At 49.1% G+C, this 17,926-nt stretch carries 13 protein-coding genes; 1 reads left to right on the top strand and 12 read right to left on the bottom strand.

All coding sequences use genetic code 11. The annotated features are described in order from the left end of the window. Window positions 1–38 precede the first annotated feature (38 nt). The 5 genes from CBE73_RS03420 to CBE73_RS03400 are packed head-to-tail and all read right to left on the bottom strand — an operon-like array spanning window position 39 to window position 5,833. Window positions 39–1,058: a zinc-binding alcohol dehydrogenase family protein gene (locus CBE73_RS03420; protein ID WP_094093009.1), complete on the bottom strand. Its 1,020-nt coding sequence runs from the start codon at window positions 1,056–1,058 to the stop codon at window positions 39–41. Next, window positions 1,055–2,023 (bottom strand): aldo/keto reductase, encoded by a 969-nt coding sequence (locus CBE73_RS03415; protein ID WP_094093008.1) that lies wholly within the window; start codon window positions 2,021–2,023, stop codon window positions 1,055–1,057. Before CBE73_RS03415 ends, CBE73_RS03420 begins: the two co-directional genes overlap by 4 nt. After that, entirely contained in the window at window positions 2,023–3,516 is a 1,494-nt protein-coding gene (locus tag CBE73_RS03410) for a UxaA family hydrolase (RefSeq protein ID WP_094093007.1), read from the bottom strand. The genes CBE73_RS03415 and CBE73_RS03410 overlap by 1 nt, the downstream gene beginning before the upstream one ends. Then, window positions 3,513–5,006 (bottom strand): tagaturonate reductase, encoded by a 1,494-nt coding sequence (locus tag CBE73_RS03405; protein ID WP_229752549.1) that lies wholly within the window; start codon window positions 5,004–5,006, stop codon window positions 3,513–3,515. The genes CBE73_RS03410 and CBE73_RS03405 overlap by 4 nt, the downstream gene beginning before the upstream one ends. After that, window positions 5,003–5,833 (bottom strand): amidohydrolase family protein, encoded by an 831-nt coding sequence (locus CBE73_RS03400; protein WP_094093006.1) that lies wholly within the window; start codon window positions 5,831–5,833, stop codon window positions 5,003–5,005. Before CBE73_RS03400 ends, CBE73_RS03405 begins: the two co-directional genes overlap by 4 nt. A 281-nt stretch (window positions 5,834–6,114) precedes the next feature. On the opposite strand from CBE73_RS03400, the gene CBE73_RS03395 reads away from it, so the two are divergent. Continuing rightward, window positions 6,115–7,005 carry an AraC family transcriptional regulator gene (locus CBE73_RS03395; protein WP_094093005.1) on the top strand — a complete coding sequence of 297 codons (891 nt, stop codon included), beginning with the start codon at window positions 6,115–6,117 and terminating at the stop codon, window positions 7,003–7,005. 57 nt (window positions 7,006–7,062) lie between these two features. Here CBE73_RS03395 and CBE73_RS03390 read toward each other — a convergent pair whose 3' ends face one another. From CBE73_RS03390 to CBE73_RS03360, 7 genes are all read right to left on the bottom strand, one after another. Beyond that, a complete protein-coding gene (locus CBE73_RS03390; protein ID WP_094093004.1) occupies window positions 7,063–9,330 on the bottom strand; it encodes a glycoside hydrolase family 95 protein in 2,268 nt (755 codons plus the stop codon). A gap of 15 nt (window positions 9,331–9,345) precedes the next feature. Beyond that, the gene (locus CBE73_RS03385; RefSeq protein ID WP_094093003.1) at window positions 9,346–11,445 is read right to left on the bottom strand and encodes a glycoside hydrolase family 36 protein; all 2,100 of its coding nucleotides are present in this window, start codon (window positions 11,443–11,445) and stop codon (window positions 9,346–9,348) included. Between the two features lie 25 nt (window positions 11,446–11,470). Then, window positions 11,471–12,178: a response regulator transcription factor gene (locus tag CBE73_RS03380; RefSeq protein ID WP_094093002.1), complete on the bottom strand. Its 708-nt coding sequence runs from the start codon at window positions 12,176–12,178 to the stop codon at window positions 11,471–11,473. Window positions 12,179–12,284: 106 nt separating this feature from the next. Next, entirely contained in the window at window positions 12,285–13,865 is a 1,581-nt protein-coding gene (locus CBE73_RS03375; RefSeq protein WP_094093001.1) for an extracellular solute-binding protein, read from the bottom strand. Window positions 13,866–14,087: 222 nt separating this feature from the next. After that, window positions 14,088–15,848, bottom strand: a complete 1,761-nt coding sequence (locus CBE73_RS03370) for a sensor histidine kinase (RefSeq protein WP_094093000.1) — start codon at window positions 15,846–15,848, stop codon at window positions 14,088–14,090. Between the two features lie 75 nt (window positions 15,849–15,923). After that, the gene (locus tag CBE73_RS03365; RefSeq protein ID WP_068695253.1) at window positions 15,924–16,805 is read right to left on the bottom strand and encodes a carbohydrate ABC transporter permease; all 882 of its coding nucleotides are present in this window, start codon (window positions 16,803–16,805) and stop codon (window positions 15,924–15,926) included. Between the two features lie 15 nt (window positions 16,806–16,820). Next, a complete protein-coding gene (locus CBE73_RS03360) occupies window positions 16,821–17,807 on the bottom strand; it encodes an ABC transporter permease (protein ID WP_094092999.1) in 987 nt (328 codons plus the stop codon). Window positions 17,808–17,926 lie beyond the last annotated feature (119 nt).

The raw sequence follows: 17,926 nt of genomic DNA, 5'->3' as shown, positions 1-17,926 counted from the left end.
TAAAGGAATAGCCTTCTTTAGATTGCTGGTAGGTTAAATCAGTCGATTTCAACTAATGCTTTTATGACTTGGGAATCGGGCTTAAGCCAGCTGTCGAAATGAGTTATCATATCTTCAAAAGATGAACGATGTGAAATATAACGTTCGATTTCGATGGCGCCCTCCGAGATAGCTTTTCTCACAAAATTGAAGTCCTCTAATGTAGCATTTCGGCTGCCCATCAAGGTCATCTCGCGGCTATGAAAATGGGGATCGTTAAAGGTAATGTCCCCTTTTACAAGACCAACATAAATCAGGGAGCCGCCGTGTCCGACATATTCAAAAGCGCCTTCCATGGAAGCCGGATTGCCGGTCGCATCCATAACCAGATTAAAGAGCTGGCCATTATTAATGGCGTTAAGCTTCTCCTTCGGCTCCTGGAGCGCATTAACTGTATGTTCAACTTTTGCCCAGGAGCGGCAGAAGGCCAGTCGTCCATCGTTGACATCCATCGCTACCACCTTGGCCCCGGCATACCGGGCAAGCGCCATAAGGCCAAGGCCGATTGGCCCCGCCCCAATGACCAAAACCGTTTCTCCCGAAATCACTCCGGCACGCCGAATCGCATGGGCGCCGATGGCTAACGGCTCCAGCATGGCCGACTGATCCAGCGTCAGGTCATTAGTCTTGATCAGATGGCTTAGAGGGATGGATACACGCTCACGCATCCCTCCATCAATATGGACGCCAAACACCTTCATGTTCTGGCAGCAGTTCGTTTTTCCCCTAAGGCAAGCCGGGCACTCACCACAATGGAAATAAGGCACTATACTGACCTGATCCCCTGCTTGAAAGCCGACCTCGTTCTCTCCAACCGCTTCGATAACACCGGCGAGCTCATGGCCCAGAATACGGGGATAATGGAAATAAGGCTGATTTCCTTGAAAGGCATGCAAATCTGTACCGCAGATGCCGATTCGCCGAATCCGGACGATCGCTTTCCCTTCCTCTTCTATAGGCGCTTGTAAGTCCTCCCTCCAGCTAAACCTGCCGACCTCTTCACAAACGATTCCTTTCATAAGTTGATATCGCTCCTTTCCAGCTGGGACGCATGGCGATTGTATTGCGTGAGTCCGCTTAACCATGTTTCATTATGGATCGGCTTCAATATTTCCAAGACCTCGTGAAGCAGCTCCGTATCCATCGGCTCGTCAACCCAGGCTGCATTTTGCACAATGTTCCGAGGGTTGGCCGTGCTTACGAGAGTGGTAGGAATCTGCTCATGGCTCGTAGAATACTGCACAGCCAGCTTGGCGATATCCGCACCTTTTGACGCACAATACTCGGCAGCTTGTTTGCATATGGCCTTTAAGCGGGCGCCAGCCGGATGCCAATCTGCCGTATCTCGGGTAGTTAAGAGGCCCATGGATAACGGCGAGGCGTTAACGAGCCCAATTCCTTTTTCATGAAGCAGCGGTAATAAAGAAAGCAAAGAGGTGTCATTAAGCGAATAATGGCAGTAAGAAAGAATCACATCGACATCAATTTGGGGGAGCAGTTGTTCAAACAGCTGCAAAGGCAGACCGCTGATGCCGCAGTAACGGATTTTTCCTTGTTTCTTCAATTCATGCATGGCCGGAACCGCTTCTTCGAGAATGATTTGGGGAGACACAAATTCGACATCGTGGAGAAACAGTATATCAAGATAGTCGGTTTGAAGCCGGCTTAAGCTTTCCTCCAAACTGCTGAAAATCCGCGAAGAAGTAAAGTCAAAAGTTGACTCTCCATACCGTCCGGCCTTGGAAGACAGCAGGAACTTGTCGCGCGGAAGCTGATGGATGGCTTTTCCCAGTACGGCCTCCGCTTTAGTTAAGCCATAATAGGGGGATACATCAATATAATTCATGCCGGAATCAATGGCCGCATGCACCGTACGGATGCTCTCCTCCTCCTTTGTCTGACGGAACACGGAGCCCAGTGAAGAGGCGCCGAAGCTTAGCACCGAAACGTCCAGGCCGGTTTTCCCTAATTTACGGAATTTCATTATAAAATCACCCCGTCTTTAAATATGGCTATTTCCTTAAATCCGATGATTTCGCTTAAGGTTCTGGACTCGCCGGAGGCTATAGCAAGTAGTTTCTCCCAAAGCTCATCGGTCAGCTCAGCCATGGATTTCCCTTCAACCAGCTGACCTGCATTAAAATCAATCCAGTTTCGCTTTCGTTCCGCAAGCTCGCTATTGGACGCGATCTTGACCGTTGGCACGGGTCCGCCAAACGGCGTGCCCCGGCCAGTTGTGAACAGAACCATATGGGCACCCGAAGCCGATAGGGCTGTCACCGATACGAGATCATTTCCCGGAGCCTGAACAAGGTTAAGGCCTGGTTTGTTCACGCGATCGCCGTATAACAACACGTCGGTTACGGTGGCATGACCGCCTTTTTGCGTACAGCCGAGCGACTTTTCTTCCAGTGTGCTGATCCCTCCCGCTTTATTGCCAGGAGAAGGGTTCTCATAGATTTCTTGGCCGTGACGGACAAAATAAGCTTTAAAATCGTTAACCAGCGTGACGATTTGGTGGAAGACTGCTTCATCAGCAGCACGGTTCATTAAAAGGGTCTCCGCACCGAACATTTCCGGAACCTCGGTCAATAGGGCGGTTCCCCTGCAAGCGGTAATGCGGTCTGCAATCGTTCCGACCAAAGGATTGGCCGTAATTCCCGATAAACCGTCTGAACCGCCGCACTTCAAGCCGATTTTAAGCTTGCTGACAGGTACGGGTTCACGTTTAAAGGTTGAAGCATAATCGGCCAGCTCATCGATCAGTTGGAGTCCTGTATCCAGCTCGTCGGCTTCATCCTGGGTCTGCATAAACCGGACCTTCTCGGGATCAACCTCTCCAATGATCTTGCTGAACGTATCCAATTGATTATTTTCGCATCCGAGTCCTACAATTAATACGCCGGCCGCATTCGGATGATGGACCAGCGCAGCCAGCAGCTTTGCCGTATGCTCAAGGTCATCTCCCAGCTGGGAACAGCCGTAGGGATGGGCAAAATGGTACACTCCTTCCGCCCTTCCCTTAACCCGCTCTGTCCCTTGCCTTGCCAAAATCTCACAGGTTTTATTGATGCAGCCCACCGTGTTAATGATCCAAATTTCATTGCGGATGCCGACTTCCCCGTTCGGACGCACATATCCTTGAAAGGTTTTGGGGACGGGGGGGTCTGCCAAAACCTGTTGAGGCTGCGGATCATAACGGTAATCCAATATTGCGCCAAGACCCGTTCGAAGGTTGTGGGTATGCACCCAGGTTCCGGGTACCAGGTCCTCCTTGGCTTTGCCAATCGAATAGCCGAATTTCCGGACATCCTCCCCTGCGGCAACAGGTTTGGTTAATATTTTATGGCTTTTAGGAACATCCTCCCTTATAAGGAGAGAGGCTCCATCCTCCAGCAAAATCGTTTCGCCTAACGAGAAAGAGCGTAAGGCAATAACCACATGATCGCTGTCCGACAACCTCACCCAATCTTTCATCTTTGTTCCTCCTCTTCCCAGCGGTTTAACCAGAACGATATCCCGGCAGCAAGCCCCTTAAGGTCAGCTAGTGATTGGCCCCAAATTTTCTCTTCCCCCAACAGCCGGTATACGGTTTGTTCCGTCGATTCTCCAGCCGTTTGTCCATGGAGCCAAATCTCTGAAATCAAAACTAACAAATCCGGATTATCCCTGACGATGTAAGTTTCGCCGGAGAGCTTTCTCCCCGCAAACGAACCGTCTGCTCTTTGCTCTACACGGTAATAACGCAAGAGTCCGGCAAATCCGAGTACAAGCTGCTCTGGAGCAGGTTCTCCCCGTCCGCCATAATGAGTCAGCGCAGGCAGCAGCCGGACACGAAACTTGCTCAAGGCGTTCATTGCAATATCCTCAAGCCGGTGGCGGATGTAAGGGTTCGCGAATCTTTCAAATACAGTGCGGGCATAAGACTCTAATTCTTCCCTGGCATAAGGAAGCGTCGGCAAAATTTCGTTTAAGACGGCCTGCTTAACCCGCTGTCCGAGCTCCCTATGCTCAAGCAGCTCACGGACATGGACCAATCCGTAGATAAGTCCAAGGGGAGCCATCCAGGTATGGGCCCCATTTAAAATGCTGACTTTGCGCTGTTGGAATGGCTTCAGGTCTTTGGTGAAATACACATTCAGACCGGCTTTGCGAAAGGGCAGCAGCTTCTCCAGCTCCGGCTCCGCTTCAATTGCCCATAAATGATACGGTTCAGCCGTACAAAGGAGTGGATCTCGGACTCCCCATTCCTTAAACCAGGTTTCGGCTTCCTGAAGATCCGGGTAACCTGTTACAATCCGGTCCACCAGCGAATTCAAGAAACGGTTGTGGTTTTGAACCCACTCCCTGAAGTCCTCAGGCAGGTTCCAATCTTTCGCATACTGCAGCACGAGGTTGCGCAGGGTGTCCCCGTTTTGTTCCAGAAGCTCGCAGGGCAGAAACACCAGCCCCGAGTCCTTGGCTCCCTTGAAGGCTTGATAACGCTGAAAGAGCAAGTAAGTGATTTTTCCTGGAAAAGAGAGGATGGGTCCGCTTCCAAGCGACTCCGGTCGAAATACCAAACCGGCTTCGGTTGTATTGGAGACTACTATTCTTAGATGCGGGCTGGCCGCGAGTTCCGCAAACCTCCCCCACTCTTCGTAAGGATCAAATACATCACTGAACACCGGAATGACTTCACGCCTGCTGACGGGCACTCCCTCTTCCATTCCCCGGATTACGAGCGTATACAACCCGTCTTGTTCAGCGAGTTGTCTGATCTTCTCCCTCCCGGCCGGCCGGGGCTGCACAACCGCGACGCCTCCTTCCATCAAGCCCTGCTTGAGGCATTCATTAAACATCCAGTCAAAGAAGCCGCGCAGGAAGTTCCCTTCGCCGATTTGAAGCACCGTTATAGGCATTCCTTGTAAAGCTTCATACCTGCTTTTGGTTTCCCCTGATAAGGCTGTCTTCGTCATCAGCTTCATAGCTTGTAAAACTCCTTTGCATTGGCGCCGAATAAACGCTCGATTTGAGATTCGCCCCATTCTTCGGGAATTGAACTTTGCAGGAGGTCAACAACCTCCGAATAATCTGCTGCAAGCAGGCATACCGGCCAGTCGCTGCCGAACATAACCCGTTCAGGTCCAAATTGTTCTATAGCTGTCCGGATATAGGGGGTGAAATCCTCTCGGGTCCAGCCTGCATGTTCCCCTTCCGTGACCAATCCGGACAGCTTGCAATAGATTCCGGGATACCGGGCAAATTCGCTCATATATGATTTCCAGGGTTCAAATGACTTCTGTTTAATCTGTGGTTTAGCAAGATGATCAATGACGCCCCGCAAATGGGGGATTTTCCTGAGCAGCTCCGCCACAAACGCCGTTTGTTCCGATACGAGCAGCAAATCAACAGGGACCTCCTCATCGGCATAACCACGAAGCGCTTCGACAAAAGCCGGATCCAGTATGCGGGAGGCATCCGGCATGTCTTGGATCATAAGGCGGAACCCTTTAAATTTGGGACTGCGCCGGAATTCATCGTAATGCTTCCTATGATCAGGATCGAAGAGATCCAGCCAGCCTACCACACCGGCAACCGACGGCGTCTGGTCGGCAATAGCAAGAAGGAAATGGGTCTCCTCGATTGTGGGAGCCGCCTGGACAAGGATGCTTGCATCCAGTTCATGTTTGAACAATTCGGGTTCCAAATCGTTCGGCATGAAATCGCGATACAGCTTAGGCAGCTCGGGAGTAATCCAGCCGTAATCCTTCCGTTCGATTTTCCAGTAATGCTGATGAGCGTCAATACGCATTCAGCTGCACCTCTTTTGCATCGTAATTTCTAGCTTCCTCTTCCAGTGCCGTGAACATTGTGCACAATGCGATTCTGATCATTAATCGTTTATACTTGCCTTTTTATGACCTTTTTTGATATTTTGAAAGAAGAACCTCTCCTCTTCCTAAGGGGGAGAAAGTTGTCCCTGAAGCCCATATGCAAGCCTTTTTTCAATGATCATCCCTGTATGAGAAGAGGCATGGCGACCTTGTTGTCATACCGAGAAACACCATCCATCACTCACTGCCGGAGGCCGACATGTACGAACATCGTTACCGTGAAAATAAGCAGCATGGAGTGAGAGATTTCCCGTTTGATATCTACAAAGTCAAACATCAAAGCGACACATCGATCATCCTCCCGCTCCACTGGCATAATGAAATGGAAATCATCTATTTGGCCAAAGGGACGGCGGTCTTTAAGGTGGAAGGCCGCGAGTTCTCCGCCCAAGCAGGAGATGCGGTTATCGTTCATCCGGGAGAACACCATTCGGGCATTAAGGATCATAGCCGGGAAACGTGCTATTACTCTATCGTTTTTAAGCTGTCCTGGCTGTCTTCGCTCCAGCACGACCGAATTCAGGAGCAGTTCCTGGGGCCGATTCAGCAGGGAGATATTCGGCTTCCCGCTTATTTGTCCGCAACCGGCCCCAACGCTCATATCCTGGACTATTTCAGGCAGCTGGTGAATGGTTACGAAAGCCGCCTTCCGGCCTATGAATTAAGCGTAAAAGGGCTTATGCTCCAGCTGTTCGCTGAGTTTTTTCAACAAGGACTTGTAGTCAAAAGCGCCGAAGGAAAAACAAACCAGGGCCGGGAAATGCATCAGCAGATCAAGCTGGTTTTGAATTATATGGAAGAGCACTGTCATGAAAAGCTGGACTTGGATGCTCTGGCCTCGGTTGTCTCACTAAGCCGCTCTCATTTCTGTAAATTCTTCAAAACTCAAACCGGGATGCGTCCCATGGAATATCTGAATTACATCCGAGTGAACAAAGCTGCCCATCTGCTGCTCACAGGGTCTTATAACGTACTCGAGGCAGCTCTGGAATGCGGTTTCCAGAATGTGAGTTATTTTGCAAAATGGTTCAAAGTTTATATGAATATGAGTCCTTCGGCATACAAAGCTCAGCATACGTCCTATACCTGAAAGTATGATTCAGCTAAAACCAACAGGAACGGGCTCATGACCGGTTAGGCTGCAGGGTCAGGACTGCTGTTGCTCTGCTTGACGTGTAAAGGTATAGGATTGCCCTGCGGTTCCTTCAAAGGTGACGGGTTGTAAACCGGGGGCTTCCAGTCGGCAAGGTCCGGAAACCGTACACTTCACGACAGCTGTAGATATTTGACCGGAATCCCACGCAAAATCAAGCGTAAAACCTCCCCGGGCTCTAAGTCCTTTAACGGAGCCTTGACTCCACGCCTCAGGCAATGCCGGCAGTAGCCGGAGGATGCCGCCATGGCTTTGCAATAACATTTCGGTTATGCCCGCCGTTCCGCCAAAATTGCCGTCAATTTGGAAGGGCGGATGATTATCAAACAGATTAGGCAGTGTTGAATGGGCCAAGAGCGCTTTGACATTCTCGTAAGCTTGTGTCCCGTCCTGAAGCCTTGCCCAGAAATTGATAATCCAGGCCCGGCTCCATCCGGTATGCCCGCCGCCGTTCGACAATCTGCGCTCCAACGTGATCCGGGCCGCTTTAGCCAGCTCAGGCGTGTGTTCCACGCTGAAGCTTCCTCCAGGGTAAAGGCCAAACAAATGCGAGATGTGGCGGTGCCCCGGCTCCAACTCCTCGTAATCGTTCATCCATTCCTGAATTTGGCCGTAACGCCCGATTTTAGGCTGGGGAAGGCGTTCTAAGGCTGCTTCCAGCTCCCTCCGGAATGCCGCATCCATCCCGATGATTTCCGAGCTCCGGATGCAGGCCTTAAACAAGGCCTCGATAATCTGAAAATCCATGGAGGCTCCCGCGCATAATACGCCGGTCTCACCATCAGCGAGCCTGTAGCTGTTCTCAGGAGAAACAGACGGACAGGTAATAAGGCGGCCCTCTTCGTCTTCAATTAAATAATCCAGCAGAAATAAGGCCGCCTCTTTCATCGTCTCATAAGTCCGGACAAGGAAATGCCGGTCCTGTGTATACTGGTAATGCTCCCACAAATGCAGGCAAAGCCACGCAGCGCCCAGCGGCCAGAAAGAAGCCGGAAGATAGGAATCCTGAGGTGCTGTATCCCCCCAGATATCGGTATTATGATGGGCGGTGAATCCCCTGCAGCCATACATCACCTTTGCCGTTGTCCGTCCGGGCTCGCGCATGCGTTCTATTAGATCAAACAAAGGCTCATGGCATTCGGACAAATTCCCATTTTCCGCAAGCCAGTAATTCATTTGAGCATTAATGTTAATGGTATATTTACTATCCCATGCCGGAAGGAAGCTGTCATTCCAAATCCCCTGCAAATTTGCCGGCAAGGAACCCGGCCTGCTGGAGGAGATGAGCAGGTATCGTCCATATTGAAAATAAGTTGCGATTAACCCGTGGTCTTCCTCCCCTTCACGTATCCTGGCAAGCCGCTCATCGGTCGGAAGCAAATCTAAGTCGGCCCTCTCCGGAAGGGTCAGCTCTACCCTTGCATACAAAGTCCGGTAATCGGATGTATGCCGTTCCAGCAAATCGGAATAGGAGATTTGGCTGAGCGTGTCCAGCCTCCGTTTGGCCTCCAGCTCCGGATCGGGGTGCCGGAAAGTCGTCCCGGCGGCAAGCATCAGCGTAACCGAGTCGGCATCATCCACCAGCAGATATTCACCCACGGTCCGGCAATGTCCAGCTTCCGCTACGGCTTTTAGTACAGCACTAAACGTGCTTCCACCTTTGCCGCCGCATTCTCCGCGCATAACGAGCCCGCTTTGCTCCCATTTCTCGTTTTTTTCCAGGTAACGCCAGTTATTTCTGTTGAACCGGGCTTTCAAGGAAATCGCATTTTTGTGATCTGCAGTGATTCGCATCACGATTGCCTGATCCGGGCAGCTTGCAAATATCTCTCTGGTATACCGGATATCCCCGATCCTATACCGGATGCGGCATATCCCTTCTTCGAGGTCAAGCTCCCTCATATAGTCCTCCGCCGGCAAATCATGATTAGCGAACGACAGCAGCAGGTCGCCTAAAGGCAGATAATGCCGCTGGGATTCGGGGAGTCCAGCCATCGCCATTGCCGCAAGCTCTTCCGCTTCACGCAGTTTTCCTTCCAGAATCAGCTTGCGTATCTGGGGCAAGTGGACCCGCGCATCCTCATTATTGCGGTCACGCGGGCCTCCATACCATACCGAGTCTTCGTTCAGCGACAGCTTCTCCTCCGCTGTTCTTCCAAAGATCATGGCTCCCAACCTTCCGTTACCAATCGGGAGCGCCTCGTTCCAAACGGCTGCCGGATCACGATACCATAATCGCCGGCCTGAATTTAAGTTCACCATGATTTCACCCCTTTTTTATAAAGTCAGTAAGATAGAAATTGCTGCAAAGGACCGGTCTAGGCTGATGCTGATTTGATCCCGATCGAGCACCATTTCGATCTCCTGGTCCGTAAAGAGATCTGCCGTTTTGTATGTGCCTGAAACGGGTGGAAGAGGCAGAATTACGCGCTCTTTACCCTCGAGCTCAAAGGTATGAACCACTATCAAAATTTCAGACTCGTCGGCTGAGGAACGCATAATTCCCTGCCAGCCTTTGGGATGCCGGTAGCTGCTGATTGCAGGCCCGAACCTGCTGCTTTTTCCTTCTTTAATGACGGGAACCGCCTTTTTGTAGAACGCTATTGCTTTGTCCAAAAGGCTCCACTGTTCCTGATCGAGTTCATGAATATCGCCGGATAAACACATCCTCCCGAGCATTGTGCCGGACAGCGAATAAGCCAGCCGCTGCAAGGAGTCGGTTTGCCGCAGCACCGCCCAGATCTGGTTTTGTCTCGGCAGGATGACACGATGCATGTTCGCGGCAATAATCGGAATTTCCTCGCATTCATGGGCGTCCGAGAAGGAGGACATACTGGTAAGCCCGAGCATGGACGGCTCCAGCCGATGCCCGCCTGACGCGCAATTTTCAATCACGATTCCGGGAACCTCCTTTCGGATTAACCGGAAGAAGTCCTGTACCGCCTCCATCTGCTCACGCAGACCTTCGCCGAGTGATTCTGCCCCGTCACAGCCGATGCCCAGAGAATCGTTATAATCGACTTTTAAATAACCAAAACCATGGTCCTTCAGGAAGTCAATGACCTTCTCCTTTAAATAGCTGACGACATAAGGATCGCGGAAATCCCAGAAACGCCGGCCTCCGACCGTAATCGGAATGCCGTCCCGCTTTAACAGATGATCCGTTAACCGGAACGCGGCGGATTCTGTTCCGCAGACCTCCATTTCAAACCATATCCCGGGAATCATGCCGCATTGCCGGATATGTTCGAGCGTCGGTCCCAAACCTTCTGGAAAATCCCGCTTGCTGACCTCCCAATCCCCCATGCCGTTAAACCAGTTGGTACCTTCGCTTTTGTACCAGCCGCTGTCGATGACCAGGTAACGAATGCCTTTACCTCTAAGCCGTTCAGCGATAGCATATAAATTTTCAGATGAGGGAGAACCCCATGTGGTACAAAATTCGTTAAATATAATCGGTAAATTTTCTTCAGTCTCCGGTCCCCCTAATAGAGAACGTTTGTGAATTTCCGTCAGGCGGGCTGCTGTGTTATCGAGATTATCTGCCGCTACTGTCAGGTAAGCGCTGGGCGTCTGAAAGAATTCTCCAGGGCGAATCGTTTTTGTCCAATGTCCAAATTCCCGGTCTGCAAGCCCCCCTGAAAGAAAAAGGGCGTTATCCCGTCTGCCAAGCTCTATTTGCCAGGAAGCGGGATGGGCCAGCTGAACCCCCCAGATAACCCCGGCCCGGGTATCTTCCACAAACGCTGCAGGAAAATAATCTCTTACCGGCATCGATCCGATTTGTCCAAACCTTAATCCTCTGACTGCGTGAGGTGCCCATGCCGGCTCCAGATTCAAATCTTCAATACGGCTGGAAAGCAGCCGTCCTTCGGCGGACCAGGAACTGAGAATCCGGTGAAGGATTAATGTCTCCGGCGCTTCGTCTTCGGCGTAAGGGGTCAAGCCGGTCAGGGAGAACGAGGAGATCATTTCGGCAGTAAGGGTAGATTGGCCGTCATTACGTACGGTTGTAAACGATTCCAACACGTTGTATCCCGGGTCCCATGCCAGGTGATGAGCGATCCTTCCGCCCTCTCCGCTTTGAAAAACAGTGACAACGGTAAGCTGGCCATCCTGTTCAATTTGATATTGATCTTCAAACTGCAAGGCGTTCACTGTGCCGCTGCCTCGCATGGAGTGGCCGTGCGCGAAACCTCCCGGGTAAGTATCCCCGATCCATTTCAGCTGTACCAAGGAATCCACTTTGAATTTTTTCTCGCAGGCCGAAGAGACCCGAGACAAAGGGAGCAGGATTAACCCCATTTGTCCGGTTTGGTTATCCATCACATAGCGGGCGATCATATCGCCAAGAGGGTATTCTTTCCAGATATCCACTTCAGGCTCTCATCCTTTCACTTTATCATTGATTATTCCGATAGGCCCCTGGAGTAGTGCCCGTGTATTTCTTGAATACCTTGGAGAAATAATGCTTGCTGTCATATCCGACCTGCCGGCCAATAGCGCAGACAGAAAGCTCGCTATTGGATATTAGCAGCTCTTGTGCAGCCTGAATCCGTAACATATTGAGATAATTGATGAAGGTATGTCCGGTTTCTTTCTTAAATAAACTGCTGATATAGTTGGGATGGAGATTCATTTGTTCGGCAAGGTCGTCGAGTGAAAGATCTTTTCTGAAATGAATTTGGATATAAGTCAAGAGCCGCTTGGCATGACAGGAATAATCCGTATCCGATTCGTTTGGCAGTTCTTCTCTTATCCGCCCAAGCAGAGCGGCAATTTCGCCTTTGTCTATCGGCTTTAGCAGATAATCCACCACGCCTGCTCGAAGCGCTCTGCGCACATATTCAAATTCATCATAACCTGTAAGGATAATGAAACGGTCGCACCAACCGCCGAGTTTGATTTCTTCAATCAGCTCAAAGCCACTTTTTTCCGGCATATTCAGATCTGTAATGGTTACATCGGGCAGATAGTCCTTCATTAGGTCAAGAGCATCATAAGCATTTGTTGCTTTACGAACCTCGGTCCCCAAGGGAGCGACTTCCTGCACAATTTTAACCAACCCGCTCAGGATTAGCGGCTCATCATCAACTGTCAATACCTTCATCCCGGCTCCCCTGCCTTTCGTTATGCTGAACTACGGCTTCAACTCCATAGCCTGTATATGAATAAAGTTCGATAGGGACGCCGCTGCCCCTACCGAACTTGTTCGTTTATTTAACAAACAGCTCTTTCTTCTTCTGATAAACCCCGTTTGCCCAATCTACAAGACGCTGGAGTCCCATTTTCTCCGCATTTTTAATCATGGTTTCATAATTGGCTACAGCCTCTTCTTCTGATTTCGCCAAGTATATTTTTACTTTTTCATTTTTAATCATTTCGTCAATCTTAGTTTTAATTGTTTTCTCCTCGGAATCAGGCTGCGTTTGGATCAGACCTATTTCCGGTTTGTAGACGGTTATAGCTTTTCTTTCCATTAAAGCCTCTGTCTTCTGGGTTCCCGGCACATAATTCTGCAGTCCTTCCATGACTCCGTCATTATACAAATACCACCACTTGATCCCGTTGTTGTTGATGAAATCGGCATCGGATGGGGAGTATTTCAAGTCCGGATATCCCTTGTCATTCCATGTCCAATGCTCGCCTTCAACACCAAACATGGTTAGTTTTTTGCCTTCATCGCTGGCCAGGTATTGGAGGAATTTGATCGATGCTTCAGGATCCTTATTTTTCTTAGTAATAAACGTACCCGCAAAGCCTACACCCGAGCTGACGATCTTGGCATCTTTCGACAAGACGCTCGGCAGCATTTTGAACGTGTAAGGTTTTCCGTCGTTTTTGGCTTTAATGTTATCCATATCCGCCACAATGACAGTATGGCTGTGAGCAAACGCTTTTCCGCTTAATGCATATTGATCGTCGATCTGATCGTTGGTGTACGCAAAGTTTTCGCCCAGAATGTACCCGTTGCGGTAAAGGCTGTTCATAAACTTGAAGAAATCCAGCATCTCAGGCTGTCTAATGGCGTAATCGATTTTTCCGTCGCGTTCATACCAGCCGTCGATGAGCGCTTCTACACCGAACTGCTGCATAAAATATTGCTCGATCCAATCCTTATCCATGATCAGAGGAATCATATCCGGGTATTTCTCTTTAACCATGCCTAATACCTTTACGAAATCTTCGACCGATTGAATCGGCGGATTGCCTAATTCTTTCAGGATATCTTCCCTTACGGCTATACCGGGATTCCCGTCGCTGCCGATCGCGTATTTATTTTTGTCCATTTCTTCCTGCGTCGCAAACGAGTTCCGGATGGTATAGAAATTGCCGTCATCCATCGTGTGAATCGCTTTTCTTGTATCGTCTATTTTAAAATCAGGCGCATATTTCTCAATCAGTTCGTTCCAGGGATAAGACAGCTTGGAATCGGACATGCGGTCAATATTCGAATAGGTGAACACCAGGTCCGGCAAGTCGCCGGAAGAAATCATTAAAGGAAGCTGTTTATCATCTGTAGCCACGGTTACTTTAAGCTTCACGCCCGTTTTTTCCGTAATCTTCTCGGCAACCGGCCCTTTCCATTCCTTGACCGGGTACCAGGAGGCATCGATGAATAATGAAAGTTCCTTGACTCCCCCGTTATCAGCTGGAGACTTACTTTCAGCCCCCGCTCCTGGACTCTGGTCAGCGTTGTTATTGCTGCTGCTGCCGCAGGCAGACAATAAAGCGGTTAGCATAACTAGGCTAAGCGACAGAAGCAGTGTTTTCTTCTTCCCCTTATTCTTTTTCATATAGCCCCTCCTGTATGTTTTTTATATTAAAGCAGCGCTTTAATATTAGGTTAGTGATGAGCAGCCCCATCGTTAAACCGCTTACAAGATAACAAAGCTTCGATTCTACCGGTTGCTGGATCTGTATGCGGCCGGTTCGGTTATGTCTTAAGTTTAATCTGCGGCGAAGGAGTAAGGTAAGCCAACATCCTTAAGAAAGCGTTGTCATTTTTTAAGGAGTTTTTAACTGCCGCTGCGATTCTCCAGCTTTTTAGGGATAACGAGGGTAAGACAAGTCCCGCTGCCCTGAATGCTATCCAGGATCAAGTCGGAGCCCTCTCCATAAAAAGATTTGATTCTTTCGCTGACGTTGTACAGGCCTACGCCCCCTTCCATCTCATCTATCGGAAGAACAGATTCGTTCGCGCCGGATAACCTTGATCGAAGAGCATGCAGTTTGTCTTCAGGGATTCCCATTCCACTGTCTGAAATATGGATGAGGATCTCATCCGCCTTCTCGGTTGCCTGCAGTTTGATCTGAACCGGCCGCAGGGTCGAGGATGCCCCGTGGACGATACTGTTTTCGACCAAAGGCTGGAGGATGAAACGCGGGCATGAAACCTGCTCTGCATCCACCTGAATGTCAATTTCAATGGAAAGCCTGTCCTGCAGCCGCATCTTGTGAATATTGAGGTATAAAATTACGGTTTCAATTTCGCGGGCAAGAACGGTTTGATCCTCTTTGGAAGACAAACTGTAGCGCATCAGCTTCCCGAACCAATAAGAAATATCGGCCACTTCTTTATCATTGTTTGATTCGGCAAGCATTCGGATGGTCTCTAATGTGTTATAGAGAAAATGTGGTTTAATTTGTGCCTGCAGCACTTTATATGCAGCTTCTTTATTCCTCAGCTCGGCACGGTGTACGTTGTTGATCAATTCGTCCATGCGTTGAATCATGGAATTATAAGTGCTGGTTAAAAAGCTGATTTCATCCTGCCGGCCCACTTTATCATGTTTGCTGATGTACTGCTTCATGTTGTTATCATTCAAGTTGCGCATATGCCGGGCCAGCCGGAGAAGCCGTTTAGCCAATGTTGAGGCAAAAGCATAATAAGCATAGGACATCGAGAGCAGCAGGATCACGATCATGGTAATCATAATGATTCCTTTTCGTTTAACCGAATGGAATACTTCATCCACGCTGCCGATAACGACGATCCGTGCGCCAAGCTCCTCGACATTCAGCTGGTTTACAATGGTGTTTCGGTTAATGAAATAGGATTTCCCCTCTTCATCGCTCAGCTGTTTCCTGGTAAGTTCATCCACTTGGAGACCGGACTCTTGAATAGCTCTCTCCACGCCTTGCTTCTTCGGCAGCAGAAGGGCGTTCCAGTTATCCCCGCTCCCTGTAGCCTTGTAAAATCTGCTTATCAGATCACTGTTGATCCGGAGTTCAAGAAGACCAATTATTTCGGTAAAGTCCGGGTTATAAAGATTCTGGTAGAACACAAGCGGCGGCGGAGACGTCCCATAATCGGTCATCATCCAGATACCCTGGCCGGGCTTCAGCCCATTCGCGATCTTTTTTATATTCGGAGAAAGTGTTGAAATATCCAGAAAGCGGTCGGTGATCGGCAAAGTCTGCTGTTTCGTTTTATAGATTTTAAACGACTCAACCTCAGTGTTGTTAAACAGCGAATGAGAGATAATCGGACTAATATAACGGTTGTAAGCATAGATGCTTTCCGAATCCGAAGTATAAAGCCCTCCCAAATAATCCGTTACATAAGGGTTATATTGCAAATAACGCTGAATCGAACTGATCCGGACAAGATCCGCTTTCATGTTGGAATAGGCTTGCTCCAGGATTTTTTGCCGGCTTTCAACCAGCTGTTGGGTAAGATTTCCGTAGATTTGCACGTAGTAATAATAGCCGAACGTAACGACCGGTATAAAAATTAAAATTACATACCCCAAAATGATCTTCCTGACGATGCTCATGGTTTGAGACCCCCTGCGCCGCATAGTTCTCTTTAAAATACCATAAGCCGGCAAGGTTCAGTAGTATCTTTGGGCTTAGCCTTTAACGGAGCCGAGCATGATGCCGTGCACAAAATACTTCTGCAGGAAAGGGTACACGCAAATAATCGGCACAATGGAAACCACCATCGAGGTAACCTGCAGCGAAAAGCTTGTGACTCCCGAAGTAGGCCGATTGGCAACAGCTAGGGAATCCATGGGCGCATTGCTCTGGTTGATCACTTCCATCATGCGGAAAGTAAGGGTGCGAAGGCTGTCGGACTGTACGAAATAAGCGGAATCCAGCCAGGAGTTCCATTGTCCTACGCCCATAAACAGGGCCATCGTGGCCAGCACCGGCGTTGAAACCGGCAGTATAATTTTGAAAAAGATGACAAGTTCACCAGCCCCGTCCATGTGGGCGGATTCTTTAAGTTCACCCGGTATTTCTCTGAAAAAGGAAATGGCAATCAGCAGAAAAAAGGTGTTGAGCATACTCGGAACAATATAAACGGCAAACGAATTCAGCAGACCGATCGAACGTAGAACTACGTAATAAGGAATCAGGCCGCCGGAAAAATACATAGCAAAAATGATGATTGTAAAATACGTTTTGCTGAACAAAAGGTCCCGGTGCGAAAGTGCGTAAGCGACCAGACTGGTTAACAGAAGACCTAACAGGGTTCCCAATACGGTTCGTGCAACTGTTACGATAAAAGCGCTTAGCCACTTCGTATCTGCGAGGAAAATTTTATAGTTCTCTAAGGTTACATTTCTCGGCCAAAGGTAAACGCCTCCCAGCAGAGTGTCAGTTCCTTTGTTGAAAGAGGCGATCAGAACATAATAGAACGGGTACAACATAGTTAGCATGATGATAAACAAGGCCACATAAATGAAACTGTCGAAAAGAATGTCTTTTTGTTTCTGAGTTTTTAGCATGTCTGCGCCTCCCTTCTAGAATAAGCTTGAACCGGACACCCGTTTGGCGATGTAATTGCTGGAAAATATCAGTATTACGGAAATCACGGACTGAATTAAATCGATAGCCGCCGCATAAGAGAAACGTCCGTCGCTTAAACCGACTTTAAAAGCATAGGTTTGAACAATCTCTGATGTGGGGTTGTTGATGCTGTTGCCAAACAAATAAGCCTGCTCAAAATTGGAACCGACCAGTCCTCCGCCAAGGATACTGCCGATCGTCAGAACGAGGACAACCACTATTGTCCCTTTCATTCCGGGAAAAGTGATATGGCGGATCCTTGCCAGTCTCCCCGCACCATCCATCTCGGCAGCCTCATAAAGCGACGGGTTGATCCCCGTAATCGCCGCCAGGAAAATGATGGTCCACCAGCCCATCTCCTTCCAGATGGCGCTGCCCACAGCAAACCCCCAGAAGTAGTTGGGGCTCGTTAATACATTTAGCGGCTTGTCGATTAGGCCCAATTCCATCAAAGCTCTGTTGATCATGCCTACATCCGCTGACAGGAAAGCATATGAGACGCCCACCACAACCACCCATGAAATAAAATGAGGCAGGTAGCTGATTGTCTGGACGAAACGTTTGAACCCCCTATTTTTCACTTCGTTCAGCATGATGGCAAGAAGGATTGGGGCCGGAAAAGCAAAAATCACCTTTAAGAAGCTTAAAACCAGCGTATTTCGGACAATATTTCCGAACTGATAATCATGAATAAATTCATCGAAATATTTGAGTCCGACCCATTCGCTTGTGAAAATTCCCTTAATTCCATCCGAAATGGTGTAATCTTTAAAAGCCATCAGGATACCGAACATCGGCGTGTAGGAGAAAATCAGCAGAAAAATCATGCCGAGCCCGACAAATAGATGCAGTACCTTTTGTTTTTTGAAACGCTTCCATAAAGAAGTACGTTTTCCCGCTTTGGAAGCGGGGAGGGTTGAATATTGTGTATTTATCTCCATAAGCGCTCCTCCTTTTAATTCTAGTCTATCCCGGAGGAGGCAGACGAAGTAAGGCCACATTCTTAAGAAAGCGTTATCAAAATTTAAGATAGGCTTGTCCTGCTCCAAAGGGCTTCTAC

It is taken from the genome of Paenibacillus physcomitrellae (assembly GCF_002240225.1).
GTDB lineage: Bacteria > Bacillota > Bacilli > Paenibacillales > Paenibacillaceae > Fontibacillus > Fontibacillus physcomitrellae.
The sequence above is the reverse complement of the archived record's forward strand: the minus strand, read 5'-3'. Positions and strand labels throughout refer to the sequence as shown.

Excerpts from the sequence above, each read along its gene's own strand:
- CBE73_RS03420 (WP_094093009.1), bottom strand. The coding sequence starts at position 1,058 with ATGAAAGGAATCGTTTGTGAAGAGGTCGGCAGGTTTAGCTGGAGGGAG.
- CBE73_RS03415 (WP_094093008.1), bottom strand. The coding sequence starts at position 2,023 with ATGAAATTCCGTAAATTAGGGAAAACCGGCCTGGACGTTTCGGTGCTA.
- CBE73_RS03410 (WP_094093007.1), bottom strand. The coding sequence starts at position 3,516 with ATGAAAGATTGGGTGAGGTTGTCGGACAGCGATCATGTGGTTATTGCC.
- CBE73_RS03405 (WP_229752549.1), bottom strand. The coding sequence starts at position 5,006 with ATGAAGCTGATGACGAAGACAGCCTTATCAGGGGAAACCAAAAGCAGG.
- CBE73_RS03400 (WP_094093006.1), bottom strand. The coding sequence starts at position 5,833 with ATGCGTATTGACGCTCATCAGCATTACTGGAAAATCGAACGGAAGGAT.
- CBE73_RS03395 (WP_094093005.1), top strand. The coding sequence starts at position 6,115 with ATGTACGAACATCGTTACCGTGAAAATAAGCAGCATGGAGTGAGAGAT.
- CBE73_RS03390 (WP_094093004.1), bottom strand. The coding sequence starts at position 9,330 with ATGGTGAACTTAAATTCAGGCCGGCGATTATGGTATCGTGATCCGGCA.
- CBE73_RS03380 (WP_094093002.1), bottom strand. The coding sequence starts at position 12,178 with ATGAAGGTATTGACAGTTGATGATGAGCCGCTAATCCTGAGCGGGTTG.
- CBE73_RS03375 (WP_094093001.1), bottom strand. The coding sequence starts at position 13,865 with ATGAAAAAGAATAAGGGGAAGAAGAAAACACTGCTTCTGTCGCTTAGC.
- CBE73_RS03370 (WP_094093000.1), bottom strand. The coding sequence starts at position 15,848 with ATGAGCATCGTCAGGAAGATCATTTTGGGGTATGTAATTTTAATTTTT.
- CBE73_RS03365 (WP_068695253.1), bottom strand. The coding sequence starts at position 16,805 with ATGCTAAAAACTCAGAAACAAAAAGACATTCTTTTCGACAGTTTCATT.
- CBE73_RS03360 (WP_094092999.1), bottom strand. The coding sequence starts at position 17,807 with ATGGAGATAAATACACAATATTCAACCCTCCCCGCTTCCAAAGCGGGA.